We start from the raw sequence: 21,805 nt of genomic DNA on the forward strand, positions 1-21,805 counted from the left end.
GACCTCTTATGAACCCGCAGCCTCAGCGAGGCAGGCTGTTGCTACTTATTCGGTTTTGCATTGCTTCTTTTGCGCCTTGGCTTGTTGAGGAAATTGAGCCCCCGCCGCCTCCGCCAAAACGATTATAAAGTGAACGCCCGCCACGGTAGCTCGCACCGATTCCCTTGAAGCCAGCTCGCGCAATCTGCATTGGAGCTGTCACACCCGCCATTCCAGCAATTCGTGTCGCGGCAGCACCAATGCCGAGGGCCAGCCCTCCAGCTATGCCTTGTGCAAGGACCTGAATATTCAAAAGGACAAATGCCCCTGCGAAACAAAGCAACAGGAAGGCGGAAATATCACTGAGAGTAAGGCGTCGTTCCGTAGCCGCCGCCGACACCTTCGTCAGTTCGGGGTCCATTGCGGCAATAAGGAATGCGGCCACAACAAACACGAATAACGGGATTAGTGCGTATAGCAGCACTTGTTGAAACCACGCCTGTCCAAGGCTGCGCGATTGTTCAAACAACATGCATGCGATGAAAATCGGCGCAGTCCCGATCAGGACCCACAGCATCACCTTGGCTAGTACGAGAATGGCGAGAGCTACGGCAATGAAGATTGCCACGCAGGCCATAATGAGAAAGCCGACCATAGAAGGCAAAACGGAAAAATAGCCCGATTGCTCTGCAAACGCGGAAGCCGCCTCGTTTGCAGTCTTCCAGATCATGGAAAGTCCATTTGTCGGTTCAGTAATTCCCGTCCCGGTGGCGGTCAGGATGGCGCGACCTACATCTTCAGGAGTATTGTTCAGCCACTTGTAGAAAAAATCGTTGAAATATCCCCAGTTGCTGATCAATGCCAGAATGAAGACCATGCGGAATACGCGTGTAACAATTTCGGCCACGCTAATCCGTGAAGTCCCCATTATTACCTGGATACCGTAATATCCAACATAGGCGATAAACATCACCTTGAGCAGCGGCGTGATTTCAGAGCCAATAATATTGTAAGCCTGCGATGAAAAATTCTCGCCGGAACTATCAATTCTCTCCAAAAGATCGCTCAAGAAATCATGCATAGCGGCCCCCGATTATTCCGTTGCTATTGAATTGATCGCAGCAATGGCAGTCGCTGGATCGCCATTAACAAAGGCCATAGGTCCGCAGTCTTGCCGAATGTCTTCGGCAAATGACGTGAGATTTGCGGGACGTTTGCAAGGAGCAGTCTTTTCCTTGACCGTTCCGCAGCCGGCAGCGCCGGCTGCGATGGCAGCAAAGATAAAACACTTCAGGAAGTTGTTAGCGATGTTAGTTTGCACTGTACGTCAACACCTTCTTGGAATTGGAAATGTCAGTGAGGCGGCGCTGATTGTCGGCCTGCAATGATGACACGGCACCGTTCATCACGCCGATCAGTTCGTTGATGGTCAGCCCTGCTTGGACTTGCAGCTGCGTGTTCTGGTCGATGGAACCTTTAATGTCCTTTGCCTGACCGATACTCTGCCCGGCCTGCTCAAAAGCGCTTCGGCGCGTCGTTACCGCCTGTTGCGAACCATTTACGAGTGCGGCGACACCAAGCACAGTGTTGACCATCTGTTCATAGGACTTGTCTCCGCTGAAGCTGCTATTTGCTTGCCCCGACAAGTTCTTAACGAGCTGAAGCCCGTTGATGAAAGTGGACGCCACCTTGGCGATGTCACCCCCCATGCTGCCAAAATTTGGCACTCCACCGGACATAAGGCTGTCAAAAGAGGGCATTGACGATACGCTAAAGCCATTCCCGACGGCCAGGTTTTGCATCTGGTTCGCATCGCCGCCGCGATCACCGGTAACGGCCTTCAATGTTTCCTCGACGGTTGTGAGAATTTCGTTGTTCGTCCCAAGGATTTTTTCCGTTGTTTCGGATGTTTGCTTGGCCACTTTATAATTTGTTTCATCGATTACCGGCACACCACCTGCAGCATAAGCTACAGTGGGAGTGAACGATGTTACAGCCAAGGCAATCGCTGACGCCGATATGATCAGTCGTTTCATATTAATCTCCCTCATTGCGGATCGAGGCGCAGTTTAATATTCGCCTCGCGTTCACGTCGTTGAACGCAAGTTTTTTCTTCCGAATTCCATTCGAGGCCGGAACGAGGATCGCAGACGCCGGTCGTTTCTCGTGGCTTATCGTCTTTCTTCTTGAACGAAGCCGATTGGGAAGCGCCCGAACTGGCGCTGGCTGAAACTGCATTGCGGCTGTTGAGCAGGTCGGCAAACGAATTGCCCAGCAAAATCGCCTGATTGACCATTTCGAGGTTCGCGTTTCGAGCGGCAGCGTTGTGATCCCAGCTGTCTTGAATGGTGTCGGACTGTACACCGCCGAGCTGCGTGAGCCATGAGGCGACGTTGGCGGAACTTTCCTGTGTTGCTTGCGTCGTTGCCATCGAAATGATGGTCGAATCCCGCATACCGGAATATGCGGTGTCACCGCCGCCGTAATTCATGGGCAGGTCCTTTGACCCACCGAACGCCGGTGTCCATTTCTGCGTGATATTCCGGACGTACCCCTGCGTTTCTTTGAACGGCGGAATGCCGCCGTATTTTTTAACGTTGCCAGCGCCAGCATTGTACGCTGCAAGGGCGAGGTTGGCGTTGCCGTTAAAACGCTTGAGCTGCTGTTTAAGATAACGAGCACCACCGCGGAGGTTCTGTTCAATGTTATGCGGATCTACGCCCAACTCTTTTGCGGTATCAGGCATCAACTGTGCCAAACCGATAGCCCCCACGCCCGATTTCGCGCATGGATTAATGCGGCTTTCCTGATAAACGAGCGCTAGAAACAGATTTTCGTCTACACCCTCTTCGCGTGCCACTCGTTTGACCAACCCGGAAATTTCCGGATTGGCTTTGGCGGCTGCAACGGGATCATCCTTGCGCCCCGGACGATAGACAGCGCAGGTCACACTTTTGTTGAGCGAAAACCGGTCTTTATCCGTTTTCTCGATTTCCGATGTTTTTTGATCCCGGACCGTTCGTTCGGACAAATTAGATCCGTCAATGACAGGAACGCCACCAGCCAATGCTGACAATGGCATGGTTGCTGACGCCAAAAATATGCATAATGCAGACTTCTTATGCATCATTCCTCTCCCATCCGCAGAATTCAGCCAACCAGTTTTCAGGCTCATCGCCATATCGTTCCCGCAGCGCAGCACATTCTTCGACGGTTTCTTTTCGACCCGACAGCACTTTGACGAGATCAGGCATTTTCGAGAGATCGAGACGGGCAATGACCGAGTCATTCCCGTGCTTGACGAGAAACGTGCGCTTTTCAGGCGGGGTGTTTTTGATGAAATTGAATTCTTTAACGCTCAATCCAAAGCGTTTGATGTAGCTCTCTTCGTCAGCACGCGGGTTCGGGAAATGGATATTCGTGGCCGATTGCTCGATAAGGGTGTGAGACGCTTTGGCTTTGGCAATATCGGCGGCTGATTGTGTTCCAAAGCCAACAATGCCGTTAAGCTTACGAATGGTTTTCATCTTATCGATGATGAAATGACTGAATGTTTCTTCGGTGAGCAGTTGCCAGCCTTCGTCCATGAAAAACATGACGGGATCGCCGTTTAGAAGCTCATCCAGACGGTGATAAAGGTACATCAATGCAGGGGTTCGAATATCCTCGTTGCCGAGGATGTTGGTCATATCGAAACCGAAGACACTATGTCCGGAGAATGAAAGCACATCATGTTGTGCATTGAACAGCCATGCTTTTTCGCCGTCGATCCAAGGACGCAGTCTTGATGCGAGGTCATTCGCATCTGCCCGCGATCTGCCTACCAGGAGGCCCGAAAGGTTTGGTAAATTGCGCTGAGCTGCCGGCTCTTTCATGATACGGGCAATCGCCCGTTCCAGCGTATCTGCGTCCTCCTGGCTGAATTCGCGGTGATCGCTTGATCGCAACATCGATTTCAAAAGGCGGAGCAGAAAGTCACGATTAGAGGCGGTATTTTCCAGCTGAAGCGGGTTGAAACCAGTAGGCGTTCCCGGTGAGAGGACTTCGTAAACTCCTCCCATCGCACGCACGAAAATCTCGGCACCTCTATCTTTGTCAAAAAAGACAGCTTTCGGCGTTGGGCTGACGCGCATTGCCTGTGCCAGAAGGAATGTCAGAGCAACGGTCTTGCCGGATCCAGTCGGCCCGGTGACCAAAAAATGGCCGATATCGCGACGGTGAAAATTGAACCAGTACGGAGTTTGCGAGGTGGTTTCTAGTATGGTGATAGGCAAGCCCCAATGAAGATTGTCCGATTGCCCGGTCGCGAAATTATGCATCGATGACAGGCCTGAGAAATTTGCCGATGACAGCATGGCCTTTCGCGCACGATAGCTATGATTGCCGGGCAATTGCGCCCAGTAGGAAGCTTCGAGGTTCATATCCTCGCGAAGCCAATTGATGTTCATATCGGTCAGGCAACTACCGAGTTCAGAAACTGACTTGCTCAAACCATCAAGGTCGCGCGATAGACAAAGCAACGAGAAATGGTGGATGCCAAAAACAGCCTCCTGGTTCATGAGACTATTTAGAGCAAAGTCGATATCGTTCTCGACTGCACTTCCGGATTCATCGGAGGCGGCAATCTGGCGCTGAAGTCGGGTGATACGCTCCTGCGCTATCGGTTTGTCGGAAATTGTGAAGCTCTGCGTGAGGATGAATTCATGGTTCACCTGCAGTAGTCCATCAAGCATTCCCGGACCGGTGTATGGCGGATACTCTTTGATGGAGAGCATCGCGCCATAGCGATTGTCTTCATCGATGGCAGCTTGCGTTTGCATTGCTCGCTTGCCGAAATGCAGGCGTGATGTTCCGACGTAATTTCGAATCCCCATCCGCGGCAGGCGCATTTTGCGCGGTACGCCGCAGGTCAGGATTGTGTTGATGAATTCGCACGATTCAGAATATGGCTCCCCATCGCGATAGGTTATGCCGAGCTCGCGCGCGCCATATTTTTGCAGCTCCCGCGTCATATTTGAAACGAGCTCTTCGAGTTCGGTTACCGCTTCACGCGTTTGCTGATCTCGGACGTCAGCGCCTCCAAAACGTGTGAATGCACGACCTACTATGTCGCTGAGGCCAAGGGCACCACGCATATTGGTTCGCACTATGGAGAAGTAGATTTCGTTGGCGAACATGCGCTTATGGCGCAACTGGCTCATATACCGGCTGTTTAGTTGATCGCAAAACGGGTCATCGAAAGCGCCACCAATTTCGGAATCGACCTGTCGGCGAATTACAGTCGACCAGACAGAAAAACGGCTCGATCCAAGCGCTCGAATGATCGTATTCTGAACATTCGAGCGCATATTGAGTTCGGCTTGATCTTCCGTTTGGAAAAAGAGGCCGTCGAGTTTGATGACCGACATTAGAGCGCCGTTTTCCAAGCCAATCACAGTATCGGACAGATGCCGCAGATATGGGATATGCGAAGCCATAGGCCGGTCGTTATGAGCGACCTTGCCAAATCCAAGTTCTTCTCTGACGATTTTCAACATTCGCTATGGTCCGTACGAGTTAGTTCCCCAAAAGGACTTGTTGCGTGTGCGGGACGTTTTTCGCGCCGTGACTTCGAGAACTTCGAGGATTTTGTTGTCCCAGGCGCAAAGGGAGAACAGAACCACATAGCTGATCGGAGCCAGAAGCAGCGTCCAGAACGACTTGCTGACCAGCCATGCTATGATTGTAATGCCGATAACACCGACGACTGCCATATACGGAACGCCCCACATGGTTGGAGATCGGGTCAGCCCGATTACCAACGGGGTCAGTTGCGGCTTTACATCCTCGTATTCAGCCATCGCTAGTTTCCGACCGTGCTGATTAATTCGTCGACTATCGAAGGAGCGCCGAAGACCAACCCAATGCCGAGGATTACACCGCCAGCGAGAAACCAGGAAAGGCGGCCAGCAAATGCGAGGAAACCGAGCGCCATCACGGCGATGATTGCAAACAAACGGCCAATAGGGCCGCTGATGAAATCGACGATAGCTTGAAATACTGTCTGAACCGGCGCGAAGGCACCACTAACGCCACCTGACTGTGCTAATGCCAAATCCGCACTGACAATTTGCGCGGCAGCGAGCAATCCAAGGAAAATTGCCAGCTTTGAAGCGCTGATATGCCAAACCTTATTCTGTGCATTGATCATCCTTCTCTCCTTAAAAATGCATCACGCCACCAACGAAGGTGCCGGATTTCTTGACTTCGATGACCCCGGATTGAGTTTTACTCGCTACCACCGGCGAGGATTTCCGACCACCACCAACGAGCTTCTTTCTCAGTGCTGGCATAGTTACTCCAAGCTGGTAATTGACGACCTTAGCGACGTATCCGACGGTTTCCTTGAACGGTGGAACGCCGCCGTACTCATAGATGCGGCCTTCGCCTGCGTTATAAGCAGCCGCAACAAGCAGGGGGTTTTGGAACTCGTCCAAAAGCACCCGGAGATACTTCACGCCGCCTTCAATATTTGACGCCGGATCGCAGACGTCGCGGACGCCGAAGCGCTCAGCGGTTCCCGGCATGAGCTGCATAGGCCCGCGTGCGCCTTTGTCTGAATTGCGAGAACGGTCGAATTGGCTTTCTGCCCAAGTAATGGCGGTAGCAAACAGAGCATCAACTTGATGTCGACGAGCAGCCTGTGCGACCAGAGTTTTGATTTCCTCTGGTGTTAGCGGGGATGGGCCGCATTCGGGAGATGCAGCGGCCTGCTTAGTGGAACGTAAATCACCTAAACGGGCAGATTCATTCAGAACCAAGTTAGCCGTATTGGTAATATCAGCTAATGAGCCCGTGGATATAGAGGCGCTCATTGTATTACCAATATGGTTATCTACTCTAGTATCGCTTTCACTTTTATCCTCAGCGGCAACGACGCCATCAGTACCCACGACAAATTCTTTGTTTTCGCTTGGCCAGCGGCGGTTAAATACTGTCACACCCGAATGCGAACCGGATAGGTTCTGGGTCGTGGAATTGCTGTCGCTATTATGGGAAAAAGGCGCAATATTAACTGTTTCATCTGCGCAAGCGGCGGTAATCCCAATTGGGGCGAACAGTGTGGCGCTTAGCAATAGCGCTTTGATTGATAATTTTTCCATTCTAGTCCCTTAGCGCCTGTCGCAGGCCTCAAAAACGCTGTTGAGGTCGCAGCGAAAACAGATTAAGTTCGCAAGAGTATAATACCGATTTGGCTAAGTGATACATTCTTTTTTGAAAATCATAAAGCCCTTATTAATAGGGTAAGAGAATTATCAATATGGTGAGGGTTAGAAATTGAAGAGAACCATCGCAATCGCAATGAGCAGTTGTATGCTGGCAACAGCCGCAATCGCAGCGCCAGCCATCAACAAGGATTACATCAAGTCGTTGGCGTCGCCGGGTAAGACCGTGCTTGTCATTGAATATTATGACGGGGACGGGAAGGTCACAGCTCGAAAGGGATTTGCATCAGCTTCCGGCTACAAGGCGACTTCGCCAACGGAATTCCGTGTTGATGACAAGACCGTACTTAATCTGTACGGGCTAGAAGCCTGCAAAGGCGACATGGTCAACCGCAAGGATGATTTTGCTGGTTCTTGCGCTGACTACGCCACGCAGCAGCTGCAGATCATGTTGCAGTCGCCGAAGGTTCTTTTTTGTCGGGCATTTGTAAGTGAAGAGCGCGCGCCCAAACAAAACGTCACGTGCTACGGATATTACAATTATCCCGGAAGCCTAGACACGGTTGATATGCTTGAGGAGCAGATGCTTTCTCTCGGCGCGCTCCGCATCGCAAAAACGAAAGATGGGAGGCTAGAGCGTCCGAATCTGGAGAAGGCGCAGAAGATCGGAGAAGACGGCTCTTATGGAATGTGGGCCGATCCGCGGGTGAAAGGCCAATGAGGCACGCGCTTATAACGCTAGGTCTGGCCCTATTCTCGCCAACGGCAATTGCTGCGCCAGAGGGATATTTCGACCTCCAACCGGGCGTTACATTAGAATCTGGCGATACATGGGTGGCAGAAGGTCAGCGCTATCGTCTCTACGGTGTTCAGTCATGCCTTCGGGGAACTACTTTCACCGACAGGACTGGGTATAAGAAGGACTGCGGTGCGGCGTCGCTTGCCGTATTCGCCGCTTATATCAAAGACACCACACCGGTGTGCGCTCCCGTAGCGCAAACTGCCGATACTTCTTATGTCATTTGCTACGCCACAATTGGCGGAAATCGTCTCGATCTAGCGACGGTGTTGATAACGAGCGGTTATGCCTTTGCCGCGCTGAAGGCGGGCGGTCTTCCCTATTATCCAGCATACGCAGTGGCCGAACAGGAAGCTCGTGAGAAGCGGGCAGGCCTCTGGCAATTCGAAGACGTTCAGCATCCTGCCATCCTGTTGAGCAAATCGGCAAACGAACGGACGAGGAATGCCCAACAATGAAATATCTGATTATAGCAATATCATTTGCCCTCGCATCGACACCAGCATTCGCAGCTGATGCTATTAAACGCGCGCCCGCTGCCAACTTACCGGTTCAACCTAGCCAGCCGGTACCGCTTCCAATCTTCAAAGGTCGTGTCGCGGTTATTGATGGTCGAACTCTTTGGTTTCCCACTTATGCCCAACGAGTTCGGCTCGCGGATATTGACGCGTGCGAATTGCCTCAATGGGCACTTGATCCGAAATGGACGAACAGGGAGGTCACGAAGGCACCGCCGCCTGTACCATGTGGCCCCTTTGCAAAAGCCTGGCTCAAAAGAACGATCGGATCTTCCGCCGTCACATGTGCCGTCGTCGGTTATGATGATGAAGCCATGCCGAGAGCCAGGTGCACGTCACGGGGACATGATCTGGCTCATGAAATGCTCCGCGTCGGTTGGGCACGGGTGGATTCGCCCTACCTCACTCATCCTCAATATATGGGCTATCAGCGTGCCGCTATGTCGGCGCGATATGGCATGTGGGCGACTTATGTTCTGGACATGAACGAATGGCGGCGAAAGGCCGTCGATAGGACGCTCGATCGTCAACCAATTGCGGATTTCAATTTGCTCGCCGAGCGCAAAAGCGAGATTTCCCCCCCTTTCGCCGATGCGCGCAGAAAGCCAAAAAGGACAGACCGATAGTTGTCGGAAATCGCTCATATTGCGCTCAATTTCGCGCGCGATCCCATGGCCTGTCTGTTGCTGGCCATCCTATTATCGTTTTTGCTTATCATCCCTTCGTCCAAAATCTGGTGGGTCCACGGCACAATCGCGGCGCTGTTACTGACGACGTCGCTCTTTTTCCACGAGCAGCGGCAAATGTCGTTCGACGCATTCTTGATCGGCGTTTTTGCTGATCCCGCGGTATGCCGCGACATTCCAAATCAGCTCCTGGTCTATCGCGTTGGAATCTACTGGTTCTGCGCATTCACACTTATCGCCCTGTGCAGTTATGCGGCCGGATATCTCGTCACAGGGTCGCCCTTACACGATCAAGCCATATTGCCCACTCGGCACAATTCAACCGCTACAGTATGAGGATGACCTGAAATGAAGCAGTTTCTGTTTGCACTCGCTGGCCTTGGCACTATCGCCGTGATGCCATCCGCTGCAATAGCGCAGGACACGGGAGGGACGCCATCTTGGGGCTGCCAGGTCCTTTTTTGCGCAGCATCATCAATCCCTTCGTGGCATGGTGTCCCTTATTGCGTCCCGCCAATGACAAAGTTGATCAAGGCCATGGCAAAACCGGGTTTCTCATGGCCCATTTGCCATGAAGCTAAGTCTGGCGAACCCGGATATCAGCCTTACGAGGATTGCCCATCTGGATTCAAGGAAGCCAGCAATATGAGCGATCGCGGCGCAATGCTGTCCAACCGCTGCGAAAAGACAATCAACACCTGCACCAACAAGATCAGGGAACAGAACAAAGAGCTTCAACAGTACAAGGATGTTCAATATCGAGACATTGGCAACTCGGATCGCGGAAATAGTTGTCGAAAGGTCGTCTCCATTGCTCGTCCAATGCGAAAAGACCCTTACTTTTTCGACATTCCCGATTATCAAGGTTTGAAGGGGCGCTATTGGTTCAATTTGAAACTTTAAGGAGCTCTAATGAATCAGAACGCACTTCTCGCACTGGCAGCAAGCGCCGGCATCGCTGTCGGCGCGGGCGGTACTTGGTTCGTAGTCTCCAACGCTTCGAGCAACCCAACAGCCATTGCAAAAGCCGATATCATTGCAGCGATCAAGGCCGACCCTACACTTTGTCCCGTTCCCGATGAGCCAGCGGCGAGCGCCAAACTCAATGTGCCAACTCAAGCTGAAGCACTGCTTGCCGTGAAGAAAATGGAAGAAAAAAATCCGCTCTTGTGGGACAGAAGTGAACTCGAAAACCTCTCTGTCACGTTGGCGAATTGTTGGCCAGTCGACGGTGCGACCGGCACGGTCGAATGCGTAACCAATGTCAAAGAAACCCCGTCGGCGCAAACTATCGCGAGAACGGTTGGATTTGCCAAGGATCAATCATCCGGCGAATGGATTGCGACAGACCGTAAATAGAAGAAGCCCGCTAGCGGGCTTCCAAAGCAATCATATTTTCTTATCGACGCTTTTCAAAACTGACGCCATTTCGCCCTGTGCGAGCGTAATCCGCCCGGAGATAAGAGAAGCGGCGAGATAGACCAGTTTTCCGATGGCGTCATCCACATCTTGCGGCTCATAATCTACGATCCGGCGCGGATCTTCCGCTAGCGATGACATATCCAGCAGTCGTTTTGTCGGGCCATTGTCGCCTAGGTCAACGACATTGGTTTCATCCCGCCAATCCAATGCATTTGCAATAGCATCCATAATGACCTCCGAAATTCATTTTCAGAAGATGGGTGATGCTCGTAAGTGCAATCCTCGAAACTGATGCCTAGTTGATAGCAGCACGATACACGATCATTAGTAGATCAATGCTTCTTACTGTCCGATGCACAGTTTCTCGCCTCCATACACCAATTTTCTGACGAAACAGTCATCCCAAAATCAAAGTGATAAAAATGTTGATTAAGGCATCCCACACGATAGGATAAGAAACACTGCGAAACGAAACGAAATCTGAGCCGCTAAGCTATTGACAAAGAACGGAAAGTTTTTTCTCCCGCCACCGAAGGATGGGAGCAACTTCAAAGAATTGTTCAAGCTCATTGTCGCCGCCGGTGCTGGTCGCCCGCTAGGATCCGATGGTCATACGGCAGGTCCATGGACGCCAGAGCTTCTGGCGGAGGCCATAACGCATGTAGATCCTAAGCGGATTGGCGTCGATCTTCGAACGGTTCAGCTCTGGTTTCAGGAGAATGAAAAAGGCATAAGCACGACTAACATCGGGTTGCTGGCAAGAGTTTTAAGTTGTGGTGATACGGTTGCTACAAGCGAATGGAGTATGGAACTCAGCGCTGCACACTCTCGGCTTGTCGCTAAAAGACGTGAGCAGAAGAAGACTGAAACAGCCGAACCATGGGAGCCAGCCCAAGTTGAACCCCGAATTGCAACATCGGACTCAGCAAACGATAACGATGGTAAGCGACGGAATCTGACTAGATGGTCAGAGAAGCTTTTCGGCGAAGGGTCTCCACTGAATCTGTCTGCCTCGGTTTTTGCTGGAATGTCGGCTCTCGGGTTCCTTTCGTACATCATTGGCATTCACAACGTAACATTCACTCGATCGGATGGCGTGATCAAGCAGGTCGGATTCCTTTGGGCGGCGAACTGGACCCTCGTGTTCATGGTGTTTCTTCCGGTCTTCCTGGCCTTCGTTTCCGAACTGGTGCATTCGTGGAAGCACGAAGAACGTCGTCGGTTTTTCGATGGCGCGCCCGAGGACAGCGACCGCGCATGGCGACATATTATTGACGCCTCATCGGGTTCGTTTTGGGCGGTATTACTGATTTGTTTGCTATTTGCCGGTGTGTTCCAGTGGATCGGCGTTTGTCTGGTCCCCCTTATTAATGGAGGAGGAAATTACGCAACCGATTGGGGCACAATCGCGATAGTCCGGCCCGAAATCGTCACGATACCTGTTGCGATCGGTTTTACGGCATTTGCCTATCTTTATATGAGCTTTTCATTTTATCTCTTCTTCGCAGGCCTCATTCTGCTTTACTCGGTCATCAACGACCTTCGAAAGTTAAGCGAAGGTGCAACAGCGCTGACGAACGCAGGTACGGGCTTTAGAAGCGAGACCGCAATCTGGGTTATGCAGGGGGTTTTTCGCTGCACGGTTTTAGGCATATTGATCGCTACCGTGATGAAGCTACAAAGCTCGTATTTAGCCTCTAACGGCGCGAGCATTGTAGCTTGGGTGATCAACGACCTTTCCTCTATTTTGTACGATCAAGCGACGGCCCAAAGCCGTATTAGCTATCGAATGCCCACACATTACAGCAGTCTGCTAATCGCAATATCTACCTGTTTTGTTTTCCTTTATGGAGTGACCCGCACTGGAGCGGGAAATCATTTTAAAGTCACATTGTGGAAAATGAGCGCCGTTGTGATGCTTCTATTTGCAAGCTATCTGTCAATCGACACGTTTTCTGGCTTTACGGCCTTGATGTTTGTCGGGCTCCTAATCGCTATTTATGGCTTAATTGATCCGGCCCTTGGGTCCCGGCACGCGAGTGAGGTGAGTAATCAAAGTGTTTCATAGTTGGCTTGATCAATGGGATGAGAAACGGGCACGACGCGGAGAAGACGCTAAAAAAGCAATGATCGTCAGCCTTGATGCAGAACGCGCGTTTCCGGGCGCTGCGAATGTTTCCAATATCGATGAATTCTGCCGGCTCGGGGTGCAGGCCGCTGCCACTCCATCGTACTTCAGAGCGCCACTCGGTAACGATAAAGATTTTGAGCGGGCAGGGGATTTCCTCAAATTTCCATCTGATATTTCGACAGACGTTGAAGAAAATAACCTGGTCTGGTCGAAGATCACCGATAGCGGCACGCGGGGCAAGGCACTGGTGCTCTTTCATCATTGGAATGCACGATCCCGCAATCGACAGATAGCAGGTTACTTGTCGAAAAGAGGCATTACGGTCGTCCAGATCGCTATGCCTTATCATTTCGAGCGGAGCCGTCCGGGGGCCGAATACGCCGATTATATGCTTAGCGCCAATCTCGGCCGAACGATTCAGTCGCTACGACAGGCCGTGTGGGATGGACAGAAGCTCATCCGCTGGCTGAAAAGCGAAGGGTATCGAGAAATATCTGTGCTCGGAATGAGCCTCGGTTCATGGGTCGCAGGACTGGTCGCCGCTCATGATACCAACGTTGAGAAAGCGTCGCTGTTCCTCACAGGCGGAAGTCTTGCCGGTATGGTTTGGACCGGGCGCGCAACGCGAGCCATACGCGAAAGCTTTGAGCCTACGATAGACCTGTCTCATCTGCACAGGGCTTGGGCACCGCTCGATCTCGGAAATTACGCCTACAGTCTCGCCCGACCGGCATTGGATATTCAGATTGTTTTGGCAAAAAGAGACAAGGTTGTACTGCCAGAATTGTCAAATGCTCTGTTGGAAAGTCTGAATAATGCTGGCGTAAATCCGAATGTTTTGCGATTAAACTGTGGTCACTATTCACTAGCAATTCCTCCGTACATTCTCAGGGCTGGAATCAAATTAAAGCGATTTGTTGCCTCAACATAGACCTGCGGGTTCCATAATTAGTATTATGCCGTCGGCGTGTATAACGGCAATATACAGATGCGACACATGGGCAATTTAGAGATGCGACATTTTTTGCATCACTTGCCCTTTTCAAATCGAACGCGGAAAGGAAGACTGGGCTTTCAGCAGCAAACAGCGGATGGGAGCCGTCATGTCTTGTTTGATCACGATGTCGCAGAAAGAACTCAACCGGCTGAAGACCGTTCAGCAAATCAGAGATAATCAGCTTCGTGTGGTGGAGGCAGCGGCGCTGCTTGGCCTCAGTCGCAGCCAGGTTCATCGGATGTTACAGGCATTTGATCGGCTTGGTGCAACGGGCCTTGTTTCGGGCAAGCGCGGTCGCCCGAGCAATCGCCGTTATGGAGAGGATTTCCGGAATAATGTTCTGGATATTGTACGGACGTATTATCGGGACTTTGGGCCGACACTGGCCTGTGAGAAGCTGATTGAACGCCATCAGCTTTCAGTCAGCAAGGAGACGCTGCGGCAATGGATGACAGCAGCGGGATTGTGGACATCGCGTCGCGAACGCAAGCGGCAACTGCATCAACCGCGCGGCCGGCGTGATTGCTTTGGTGAACTGATACAGATCGACGGTTCGCATCATTGGTGGTTCGAGGAGCGGGGTCCCAAATGCGCCCTCCTCGTTTATATCGACGATGCCACTGGCAAGCTCCTGCATTTGCGCTTTGCGGGCTCAGAGAACACGTTTGATTATTTTCAGGCGACGAAGGCATATCTCCAGCAATGGGGCAAACCACTAGCTTTCTATAGCGACAAACACGGCGTTTTTCGTTCGCTTCATCCGTCGAAGCAAGACCGAACAAGCGGCCTGACACAGTTTGGTCGGGCACTTTATGAGCTCAACATCGACATTATCTGTGCCAATACTCCACAGGCCAAAGGCCGTGTTGAGCGGGCAAACAGGACTTTGCAGGATCGTCTGGTCAAGGAATTGCGGCTGCGCGGCATCGATACGATCGAAGCAGCCAATGCATATGCGCCGGAATATATTGCAGATTTCAATGCCCGTTTTGGCAAGGAGCCACGCAATCCCAAGGACATGCATCGACCACTGGCCGCGCCTGAGAACATTGATGGTGCGCTGTGCCGGAAGGAAGTACGAACGCTGTCACAAACACTGACACTACGCTATGATAAAGTGCTGTTCATTCTGGAGCCGACCGAAGTTGCAAAGCGGCTTGCGCGTCAGAAGGTCGTTGTCTGCGACTATCCCGACGGACGTCTGGAGATCATGCACGGTACGGACACCCTGCCCTATACGACATTCGACAAGCTTCGTTCCATTCATCGCTCGCCTGTTGTCGAGAACAAGCGACTGGATGACATGTTGTCGATCGTCGCTGAGATGCAGGCGGGACGGGAACAGCAACGTAGTAAACATGGTCTGCGTCGCACCGGTCAGACCAACCATATGTTTGGTATCCCTGATGGCAGCACTGCCAATGGCTATCAGAAGCGAGAGCGTAAATCGCGTACAGCTTACATGAACGACCCTGCCGTCATTGCCCGGCGAGAGCAAGCTTTATTGAGACAGCCAGCGCCGGAATAGAGGGAGTCAATGAATGCCGATATCGCTTTGCGTATCCGACTCCAATTGCAGGCAAGCGGTCCAGAGCGGTGTTTTGTGGAAGGTTCCGTCGTCAAGCAAGCAGAGCCCTTCTCTTGTCTCAAAAAGCAGGCCGAGCCAGCATAAGCGTCGCAGGACACCGTACTGAAGCTCGAATTTCAGGTCCCACGCATCGACGGTTATTTCAGTGTCGGACAGATGAGCGATATCCGGATAGAGTATCTTTACAATGTCCATCGCCGGCATTGCCAAGTTGTTTGATCTAGTTGTTTCCGGTATCGATGAGGCATGAAATTACCGAGTTCTTTTCCCCGGTTGAAGGGATTTCGTTTTCCGCGTGAGATTGTCGCTTATGCAGTATGGGCCTATTACAGGTTTGCGCTGAGCACGGCCGATGTGGAAGACCTGCTTGCCGAGCGCGGCGTCATTGTCAGCCGGGAAACCATTCGCCTCTGGATTAATCGCTTTGGTCGTCATTTTGCGGACTGTATCCGCAGGGATCGACCAAAGCCAAACGACAAATGGCACATTGATGAGGTCGTCATCACGATTGGGGGAAAGAAGTATTGGCTTTGGCGGGCCATTGACGCAGATGGCGATGTTCTTGATATTCTGGTTCAAACACGCCGTAACACAAAGGCTGCCAAGCGTTTTTTCACCAGACTGATCCGGCAATACGGTCAACCACGTGTCGTTGTGACGGATAAGCTGCGCAGCTATACCAAGCCAGTACAAAAAATCGCGCCAGATGCCGATCATCGTGCTCATAAAGGCCTGAACAACAGAATTGAAAACTCGCACCGCCTGAGCCGAAAACGGGAGAAAATCATGGGGCGGTTCAAATCGCCTCGTCAAGCCCAACGCTTCTTGTCAGCACACGATCAAATCAACACCATCTTCCGTCCTCGCCGCTATAATCTCACTGCTATCTCCTACCGCCATGCACGTACCGATGCATTTGCATTATGGCGTGACTACACGACGGAAATGACCGCTTGAAAAACACAGGCGAAAGCTGCTCAAAACCGTATTCAAACAACTTGGCAATGCCCTCCGCAGTCCTTGACGTATTGCCGCCTGGGGTAAGGACGATTAATGGAGCAGTCTTGCTTGACGGCAAACAGGTAAGCGCGAAAGAACTGCGCGGAAATCACGTTGCAAGCATCATGCAAAATCCGCGTAGTGCCTTTAATCCGGTACGTACGATGCGGCAGCATATTGCAGAAACGCTAACAGCACTCGGTCGCAATAGTCGTAATGAAAAGGCCGAGATCAAAGAGGCTTTGCTCGCCGTCGAACTTGATGATCCTGGTCGGATACTTGATCTTTATCCGTTCGAAATGAGCGGCGGCATGTTGCAGCGCATGATGATTGCAATCGCTTTGCTGAGCAAATCAGAGTTTCTTTTTGCTGATGAACCGACGACCGACTTAGACCTTGTAGTTCAGATAAAAATTCTGAAGCTTCTCGAAAAACTGGCGCGAGAAAAAGGCTTAGGGGTTCTGCTGATAACGCACGATATGGGCGTCGTTGCAAAAATAGCAGATGAGGTCTCTGTCATCGAAAATGGCATATTGGTTGAGCAAGAGCCAGTCGAGAAAATCTTTAACTCGCCCAAAGACCCCGTCACGCGAATGCTGGTGTCTGCCCACTTATCGTTATACGGCATGGAGTTGACTGTCTGATGCTCTTACAAGCGAAAAATATCAGTAAATCATACCAGACGCATTCTCTGATGGGATCGAGCCCTGCGCGCCTCATTCTTGATGATGTATCGTTGAGCATTCAAGAAGGTGAGACTATTGCCCTGTTGGGCCGCAGTGGCTGTGGTAAAAGCACACTTGCAAGGCAACTTTGCGGATTAGAACATCCTGAAACGGGCGAGGTGTTTTACCAGGGCACGTCGACCCGAAAGCTAACGCGCGAGCAAACACGCTTATTTCGCCGCGATGTACAAATGGTCTTTCAGGATTCACCCAGTGCCGTAGATCCACGTATGACGGTCGGGTCCATCATTGAAGAGCCGTTGAGGCACCTTACTGAACTCAAAGGAGAGCAGAGGCTCACGCGCATCGTTGACCTTCTTGTCATGGTCGAGTTGCCGAAAGACCTGCTCAATAAGCTACCTTCGCAGATTAGCGGTGGTCAGTTACAACGTGTCTGCATCGCTCGAGCGCTTGGGGCAAATCCTAAGCTCATCATTCTCGACGAGGCTGTTTCAAACCTTGATACGCACTTGCAAGCCTCTGCGCTAAAACTGCTCACAAAATTGCAAGACAGCCAGAAGGTTTCTTATCTCTTCGTCACGCACGATTTGAGGCTCGTTGAGCGCTTTGCAGACCGAATTCTCGTCATGGAAGATGGCCGTTTTGTAGAAGAGCAAAATAACGGCGATATACAGATGCTTTCTCATCCAGCATCTATCGAGCTCAAGAACGCAATCCTGCCCGCCCTACCCCAGCGAAAACTGATAATAGAACCAGCTTAAGCGAGCTTGTGAAGACTTGCGGCATCCCGACGAAATTACAAATAACCAGGAATTCGACTTAATGAGATAACTGATCTCATTAAGTCGCCCGTAAATTCAGTCCAAGTCCATCTACGAATTTTTCGGCAACGCGATTAAATCTCGCATTTTTTGCAGAGCGACATCGTGGTCTTCCTGATACTTTATTATATCATGAAAGCGGCCTCCCTTTTCTAACAGAAATATGGAGGCAGTGTGGTCCATTGTGTAATCACCGTCCTGAAGCGGTATTTTAGCAGCGTAAATTTTGTAACTCTTAATAGCGTCTTCAATGTTTTCTTCGGTACCGCTTACGCCCATAATATGCTTGGAAACATTGCTAACATAGGTTTTCATAATATCCGCTGTGTCACGGCGTGGGTCGACTGTGATGTAGTAGACCTTCAACTTGTCCCGATTAGCTCCCAAATCGTTCATTAAACCGTCGAGCTCGTACAACGTTGTTGGGCAAACCTCCGGACAATGTGTAAAGCCGAAAAACACCGCAGCTGGGGTCGATCTCAAATCCTGCTCTGTGAACGCGTCTCCATTCATGGTGACAAGTTTGAGAGGGCCACCAAATGGCTCTGTTGCAGCTTGTTTGTCTATATAGTGATTGATCGATGCAGCAGCCACTATGACTACCATCGATAATCCAATTAAGATCGGAAGTAGTTTTTTGATCATGATTTTAAGCCCGTAAGAAATAACAACATTCTGTTATTTCTGAAAACTTTGAAAGTTGCGGACATTCCAACGCGCTGATGGTTTCGTTTCAGCCTTGCGACGGCGGTTCGGATTTAAGTCCGTCCGAATGCCGCCGTGCGAATGTTAGAATGTCAGCTGATTAATCATTCAATGGGAAGAATGATCGTCCGAACTATGACCCGATTTGCTGTGATCATGTGCGTCACTCTTGGCACCGCCCATTGCGTTGACTGCATATTCAACGTCCACAGTGCCAGCTTTTTCGAAAGTCAGTGAGCCCTTGAACTTCTCACCCTCTTTGAGACCGTGTTTCAAATTCATGAACATGATGTGATACGAACCAGGCTTCAGCTCTGCCTTCCCATCTGCAGGAATTTCAAGACCATCGGGCAAAGGTCGCATGGTCATGACACCTTTATCATCGACCTTCATTTCATGTATTTCAGTTTTTCCCGCGATTTCGCCTGTGGCAGCGATTAGTCTATCTGCTTGCTTGCCGTGATTGTTGATCACGAGGTAACCGCCTGCGACCTGGGCTCCTTCAGGGGTTGCGCGCGACCAGGGATGAACGATCTCCAGTTCCCCTTTTTTGAACTCATGCGCAAATAAGGGCTGCGTGAAAACAAACAATGCAAGCAAGGCCAAGGAGGCAATACCAATTTTTTCTTCAACAGAACGGAAACGAAGTGCTGGGTGGGCTTCAAGAAAACGAGCGACTGGGTTTGAAAACGAACGTGACATATTGATTGCTCCGATTGAGCGCAGATCAAATTGAACTGCGCGTTCTATAATTAAGTCTGGCGATTTAACTTAAATATCGATTTGCGGAGGTGCTCGAGGACGACCGGGGTCGCGTGTGGTTGGATGACCAAAGAACCGTGTTTGATGAAAGGAAACGGCTGCGTCATCAAAACGAGCAGTAAGAGCAACTATCTGACCAATGTCTGGCGCGGGTAATAGGGGTGAAACGCTGCTACATCCAAAAGTGCAACAATTTGGCAGTTTCGAATGAACTGGCTCTTTGCCATCCGGATCTGTCGACGAGCTCGTTATACATAAGGGATTACCAAAAGCGTCCAATATTGGTTGGGAAGCAACGCCTGCACTCGCGTAAGCCGCGAAGAAAGACTGCAGAAAAAGTACGCAGGCAGCCATAAAAGCGACGTAAGCGCTTAGATGATGCTTCCTCCGTTTCATTGCTCCTCCACAACGCTCCGCATCAGCTATTAGCCACTGAACTGCGATTTTGTCGAGCAAACACTAACGTGAGAAAATCGCAACAGCAAGCAGAACTCGTCTACTTGTTTGTTCTGTCGCAGTGACATTATGTCGATACTGTGGCAGAGCGAACCTTATGCGAGCATTAAGGCATTCATTACGGGACAATCAGATAGCGACAACATTTGTCGCCATTATCTGCGCGTTCCTGATGCTCCAGGGCATGCTGTCTGGTTTCAGCCGGAGCGCAATGGCCAATACTGAGTATGAAAATATATTCGGAGTGATTTGCTCTACCGATGGAGCGGGGCACGCTATTACCCAAGGCGATGATGGCCAGTCTCCGCAAAAACTGGATGATTGCCCCTGCGCCTCCTTATGTCGATTGGCATCTGGAACATTGCAGGTTTTGCTTACGCCGGATTTCATTCCCATCGTACAACAGCCGCTGATTTCCTCGGGCGTCCGATATTCATTTAAAACAATTACTGCAGAGATATCGGAAAACCATCACTCCGAAGCGAGAGCACCACCATTTTTTCCTGAAGTTTAAATCACCTGGCGCGATGCGCCTCATGATGTTCAGGAGAATACTATGTCTGAAGCAACTCTTTCTAGAGAAGGTGCTGCACGTTCTGCGTCTGCATCATCTGATCTTTACCGCGCCGTTTGGCGTTGGCATTTTTACGCCGGCCTGCTTGTTCTGCCATTTATGATTACGCTTGCAATCACAGGCGCTCTTTATCTTTTTCGCGACGAACTTGATGCAATCATTCACGCCGATCTCAAACGCGTTGAAATTCAGGAAAACGTCGCAAAGGCCTCCCCATCTGCAATGGTTGAGGCAGCCTTGAAGGCAGTTCCGGGCACGGCGATCAAATTCACTGATCCAGCGACGCCCGACGCTTCTGCCGAAGTTACAGTCAACACGCCTGAAAGTGGAAAGATCGCAGTTTACGTGGATCCTTACACAGGAACCGTTCTCGGTTCTCTTCCAGATCGCGGAACAGTGATGTGGACCATCCGATACTTCCATAGTCTCAAATATTTTGGCTCCTATGCCCGCATGGCTATCGAAATTGCTGGCGGATGGGCAATACTTCTGGTCGGCACCGGCATTTATCTTTGGTGGCCACGGCAGCAAAACGGCGGCGTCGTCAGTGTACGCGGTACGCCATCAAAGCGGGTATTCTGGCGGGACACACATGCTGTAACTGGTCTCTTCGTCGGCTTTTTCATCGTTTTTCTGGCGATCACAGGCATGCCCTGGTCGGGTGTTTGGGGTGCAAAAGTCAACGAATGGGCCAATGGCAACAATTTTGGATACCCAGCGGGCGTTCGTGTTGCGGTGCCGATGTCAGATGAGCACCTTGATCATATCGCAAAGACAAGCTGGTCGCTTGAGCAAGCCAAAATACCGTTATCCCCTGAGAATAATCATGGTGCCACTTCGATCGGACTGAATAAAGCCGTTGAGGAGTTTGATAAACTCGGTCTTCACCACGGCTATGCGGTTAACATCCCTACGACGTCGACGGGTGTTTTTACGGGATCGGTCTACCCGGATGATTTATCGCAACAGCGCGTTGTTCATCTCGATCAGTATTCAGGAAATGTGCTTATTGATATGAGCTATGCGGATTATGGTCCTTTGGGCAAAGCGCTCGAATGGGGCATTAATACCCATATGGGACAGCAATTTGGTTTGGCTAATCAGATCGTTCTGGCAGTTGCCTGTGCAGGAATTGTTCTTCTGGCGGTTTCCGCCGCCATCATGTGGTGGAAACGCCGCCCTGCAGGATCTCTGGGCGTGCCTCCCATGCCTAGCGACAGACGCGTATTCAGGGGTCTTCTGCTGATCCTCATCATTGGTGGAATAATTTTTCCATTGGTGGGTGCCTCTCTGGTCGTGATGCTCGTTCTTGACTGGCTTTACACGCAGACGCGTGATCGAGCGCGGGCCAAACGTAAATCGCGGGCCTGAATCCAGTCCACCACGAGCTCTCTGGCACGGCAGAAATCTCTTCGAGAGTGAACCCTTCAGATAATCAGATCATCCACCTGCATTTCGCGCGTTTTACAAAGCGCTT

25 protein-coding genes and 2 pseudogenes are annotated in these 21,805 nt (G+C 51.0%); 14 read left to right on the top strand and 13 right to left on the bottom strand.

The genetic code is table 11. The features are described 5' to 3' along the window. Nucleotides 1-22: 22 nt before the first annotated feature. The 8 genes from VBH83_RS12635 to VBH83_RS12670 are packed head-to-tail and all read right to left on the bottom strand — an operon-like array spanning nucleotide 23 to nucleotide 7,121. A complete protein-coding gene (locus VBH83_RS12635) occupies nucleotides 23-1,060 on the bottom strand; it encodes a type IV secretion system protein (RefSeq protein ID WP_396998005.1) in 1,038 nt (345 codons plus the stop codon). A 12-nt stretch (nucleotides 1,061-1,072) separates the two neighbouring features. Further along, on the bottom strand, nucleotides 1,073-1,288 hold the full coding sequence (locus tag VBH83_RS12640) for a hypothetical protein (protein ID WP_396998085.1): 216 nt from the start codon (nucleotides 1,286-1,288) through the stop codon (nucleotides 1,073-1,075). 1 nt (nucleotide 1,289) lies between these two features. Beyond that, nucleotides 1,290-2,015, bottom strand: coding sequence for a type IV secretion system protein (locus VBH83_RS12645; protein ID WP_396998007.1), 726 nt, complete (start codon nucleotides 2,013-2,015; stop codon nucleotides 1,290-1,292). 11 nt (nucleotides 2,016-2,026) lie between these two features. Then, entirely contained in the window at nucleotides 2,027-3,061 is a 1,035-nt protein-coding gene (locus VBH83_RS12650; RefSeq protein WP_396998087.1) for a lytic transglycosylase domain-containing protein, read from the bottom strand. 37 nt (nucleotides 3,062-3,098) lie between these two features. Beyond that, nucleotides 3,099-5,516: a VirB4 family type IV secretion/conjugal transfer ATPase gene (locus VBH83_RS12655; RefSeq protein ID WP_396998009.1), complete on the bottom strand. Its 2,418-nt coding sequence runs from the start codon at nucleotides 5,514-5,516 to the stop codon at nucleotides 3,099-3,101. 3 nt (nucleotides 5,517-5,519) lie between these two features. Continuing rightward, nucleotides 5,520-5,819: a type IV secretion system protein VirB3 gene (locus VBH83_RS12660; RefSeq protein ID WP_396998011.1), complete on the bottom strand. Its 300-nt coding sequence runs from the start codon at nucleotides 5,817-5,819 to the stop codon at nucleotides 5,520-5,522. 2 nt (nucleotides 5,820-5,821) lie between these two features. Continuing rightward, nucleotides 5,822-6,169: a TrbC/VirB2 family protein gene (locus VBH83_RS12665; protein ID WP_265986556.1), complete on the bottom strand. Its 348-nt coding sequence runs from the start codon at nucleotides 6,167-6,169 to the stop codon at nucleotides 5,822-5,824. 10 nt (nucleotides 6,170-6,179) lie between these two features. After that, nucleotides 6,180-7,121 carry a lytic transglycosylase domain-containing protein gene (locus VBH83_RS12670; RefSeq protein WP_396998013.1) on the bottom strand — a complete coding sequence of 314 codons (942 nt, stop codon included), beginning with the start codon at nucleotides 7,119-7,121 and terminating at the stop codon, nucleotides 6,180-6,182. A gap of 175 nt (nucleotides 7,122-7,296) precedes the next feature. Here VBH83_RS12670 and VBH83_RS12675 point away from each other — a divergent pair, with 175 nt between their 5' ends. Genes VBH83_RS12675 through VBH83_RS12700 form a run of 6 tightly spaced genes read left to right on the top strand, consistent with a single transcriptional unit; the run spans nucleotide 7,297 to nucleotide 10,546 of the window. Continuing rightward, a complete protein-coding gene (locus tag VBH83_RS12675; RefSeq protein WP_396998015.1) occupies nucleotides 7,297-7,905 on the top strand; it encodes a hypothetical protein in 609 nt (202 codons plus the stop codon). After that, complete coding sequence (locus VBH83_RS12680; protein ID WP_396998017.1) at nucleotides 7,902-8,441, top strand: thermonuclease family protein; 540 nt, start codon at nucleotides 7,902-7,904, stop codon at nucleotides 8,439-8,441. Before VBH83_RS12675 ends, VBH83_RS12680 begins: the two co-directional genes overlap by 4 nt. Further along, nucleotides 8,438-9,127 (top strand): thermonuclease family protein, encoded by a 690-nt coding sequence (locus VBH83_RS12685; RefSeq protein ID WP_396998019.1) that lies wholly within the window; start codon nucleotides 8,438-8,440, stop codon nucleotides 9,125-9,127. The genes VBH83_RS12680 and VBH83_RS12685 overlap by 4 nt, the downstream gene beginning before the upstream one ends. Continuing rightward, nucleotides 9,128-9,523, top strand: a complete 396-nt coding sequence (locus VBH83_RS12690; protein WP_396998021.1) for a hypothetical protein — start codon at nucleotides 9,128-9,130, stop codon at nucleotides 9,521-9,523. It abuts the gene before it with no gap. 12 nt (nucleotides 9,524-9,535) lie between these two features. Next, nucleotides 9,536-10,090 carry a hypothetical protein gene (locus tag VBH83_RS12695; protein WP_396998023.1) on the top strand — a complete coding sequence of 185 codons (555 nt, stop codon included), beginning with the start codon at nucleotides 9,536-9,538 and terminating at the stop codon, nucleotides 10,088-10,090. A gap of 9 nt (nucleotides 10,091-10,099) precedes the next feature. Further along, entirely contained in the window at nucleotides 10,100-10,546 is a 447-nt protein-coding gene (locus VBH83_RS12700) for a hypothetical protein (RefSeq protein ID WP_396998025.1), read from the top strand. A 30-nt stretch (nucleotides 10,547-10,576) separates the two neighbouring features. Here the strand turns inward: VBH83_RS12700 and VBH83_RS12705 are convergent, their stop codons facing one another. Further along, nucleotides 10,577-10,837, bottom strand: coding sequence for a hypothetical protein (locus VBH83_RS12705; protein ID WP_396998027.1), 261 nt, complete (start codon nucleotides 10,835-10,837; stop codon nucleotides 10,577-10,579). A gap of 268 nt (nucleotides 10,838-11,105) precedes the next feature. Here VBH83_RS12705 and VBH83_RS12710 point away from each other — a divergent pair, with 268 nt between their 5' ends. The 3 genes from VBH83_RS12710 (at nucleotide 11,106) to VBH83_RS12720 (ending at nucleotide 15,265) form a co-directional block, all read left to right on the top strand. Further along, nucleotides 11,106-12,677: an RcgA family putative transporter gene (locus tag VBH83_RS12710; RefSeq protein ID WP_396998029.1), complete on the top strand. Its 1,572-nt coding sequence runs from the start codon at nucleotides 11,106-11,108 to the stop codon at nucleotides 12,675-12,677. Further along, on the top strand, nucleotides 12,667-13,671 hold the full coding sequence (locus VBH83_RS12715; RefSeq protein ID WP_396998031.1) for an alpha/beta fold hydrolase: 1,005 nt from the start codon (nucleotides 12,667-12,669) through the stop codon (nucleotides 13,669-13,671). Before VBH83_RS12710 ends, VBH83_RS12715 begins: the two co-directional genes overlap by 11 nt. 172 nt (nucleotides 13,672-13,843) lie before the next feature. After that, nucleotides 13,844-15,265 (top strand): ISNCY family transposase, encoded by a 1,422-nt coding sequence (locus tag VBH83_RS12720; RefSeq protein ID WP_396998033.1) that lies wholly within the window; start codon nucleotides 13,844-13,846, stop codon nucleotides 15,263-15,265. A gap of 6 nt (nucleotides 15,266-15,271) precedes the next feature. Here VBH83_RS12720 and VBH83_RS12725 read toward each other — a convergent pair. Then, a pseudogene (locus VBH83_RS12725) lies at nucleotides 15,272-15,520 on the bottom strand (hypothetical protein); the annotation flags it as partial. A 51-nt stretch (nucleotides 15,521-15,571) separates the two neighbouring features. Here VBH83_RS12725 and VBH83_RS12730 point away from each other — a divergent pair. From VBH83_RS12730 to nikE, 3 genes and pseudogenes are all read left to right on the top strand, one after another. Next, entirely contained in the window at nucleotides 15,572-16,282 is a 711-nt protein-coding gene (locus VBH83_RS12730) for an IS6 family transposase (RefSeq protein ID WP_109989827.1), read from the top strand. 53 nt (nucleotides 16,283-16,335) lie between these two features. Continuing rightward, nucleotides 16,336-16,968, top strand: a pseudogene (locus VBH83_RS12735) (ATP-binding cassette domain-containing protein); the annotation flags it as partial. After that, complete coding sequence (gene nikE, locus VBH83_RS12740; protein ID WP_396998089.1) at nucleotides 16,965-17,771, top strand: nickel import ATP-binding protein NikE; 807 nt, start codon at nucleotides 16,965-16,967, stop codon at nucleotides 17,769-17,771. The pseudogene VBH83_RS12735 and the gene nikE, both read left to right, overlap by 4 nt. A 111-nt stretch (nucleotides 17,772-17,882) precedes the next feature. Here nikE and VBH83_RS12745 read toward each other — a convergent pair whose 3' ends face one another. From VBH83_RS12745 to VBH83_RS12755, 3 genes are all read right to left on the bottom strand, one after another. After that, the gene (locus VBH83_RS12745) at nucleotides 17,883-18,473 is read right to left on the bottom strand and encodes an SCO family protein (protein ID WP_396998091.1); all 591 of its coding nucleotides are present in this window, start codon (nucleotides 18,471-18,473) and stop codon (nucleotides 17,883-17,885) included. 171 nt (nucleotides 18,474-18,644) lie between these two features. Further along, entirely contained in the window at nucleotides 18,645-19,238 is a 594-nt protein-coding gene (locus VBH83_RS12750; RefSeq protein ID WP_396998035.1) for a copper chaperone PCu(A)C, read from the bottom strand. Nucleotides 19,239-19,307: 69 nt separating this feature from the next. Further along, on the bottom strand, nucleotides 19,308-19,694 hold the full coding sequence (locus VBH83_RS12755) for a DUF2946 family protein (protein ID WP_396998037.1): 387 nt from the start codon (nucleotides 19,692-19,694) through the stop codon (nucleotides 19,308-19,310). 157 nt (nucleotides 19,695-19,851) lie between these two features. On the opposite strand from VBH83_RS12755, the gene VBH83_RS12760 reads away from it, so the two are divergent. Both VBH83_RS12760 and VBH83_RS12765 read left to right on the top strand, forming a co-directional pair. Continuing rightward, nucleotides 19,852-20,268 (top strand): DUF2946 family protein, encoded by a 417-nt coding sequence (locus VBH83_RS12760; protein WP_396998039.1) that lies wholly within the window; start codon nucleotides 19,852-19,854, stop codon nucleotides 20,266-20,268. A 42-nt stretch (nucleotides 20,269-20,310) separates the two neighbouring features. Further along, nucleotides 20,311-21,699 carry a PepSY-associated TM helix domain-containing protein gene (locus VBH83_RS12765; RefSeq protein ID WP_396998041.1) on the top strand — a complete coding sequence of 463 codons (1,389 nt, stop codon included), beginning with the start codon at nucleotides 20,311-20,313 and terminating at the stop codon, nucleotides 21,697-21,699. Nucleotides 21,700-21,805 lie beyond the last annotated feature (106 nt).

Source organism: Ochrobactrum sp. S1502_03, from assembly GCF_044435015.1.
Taxonomy (GTDB): Bacteria; Pseudomonadota; Alphaproteobacteria; order Rhizobiales; family Rhizobiaceae; genus Brucella; species Brucella chromiisoli.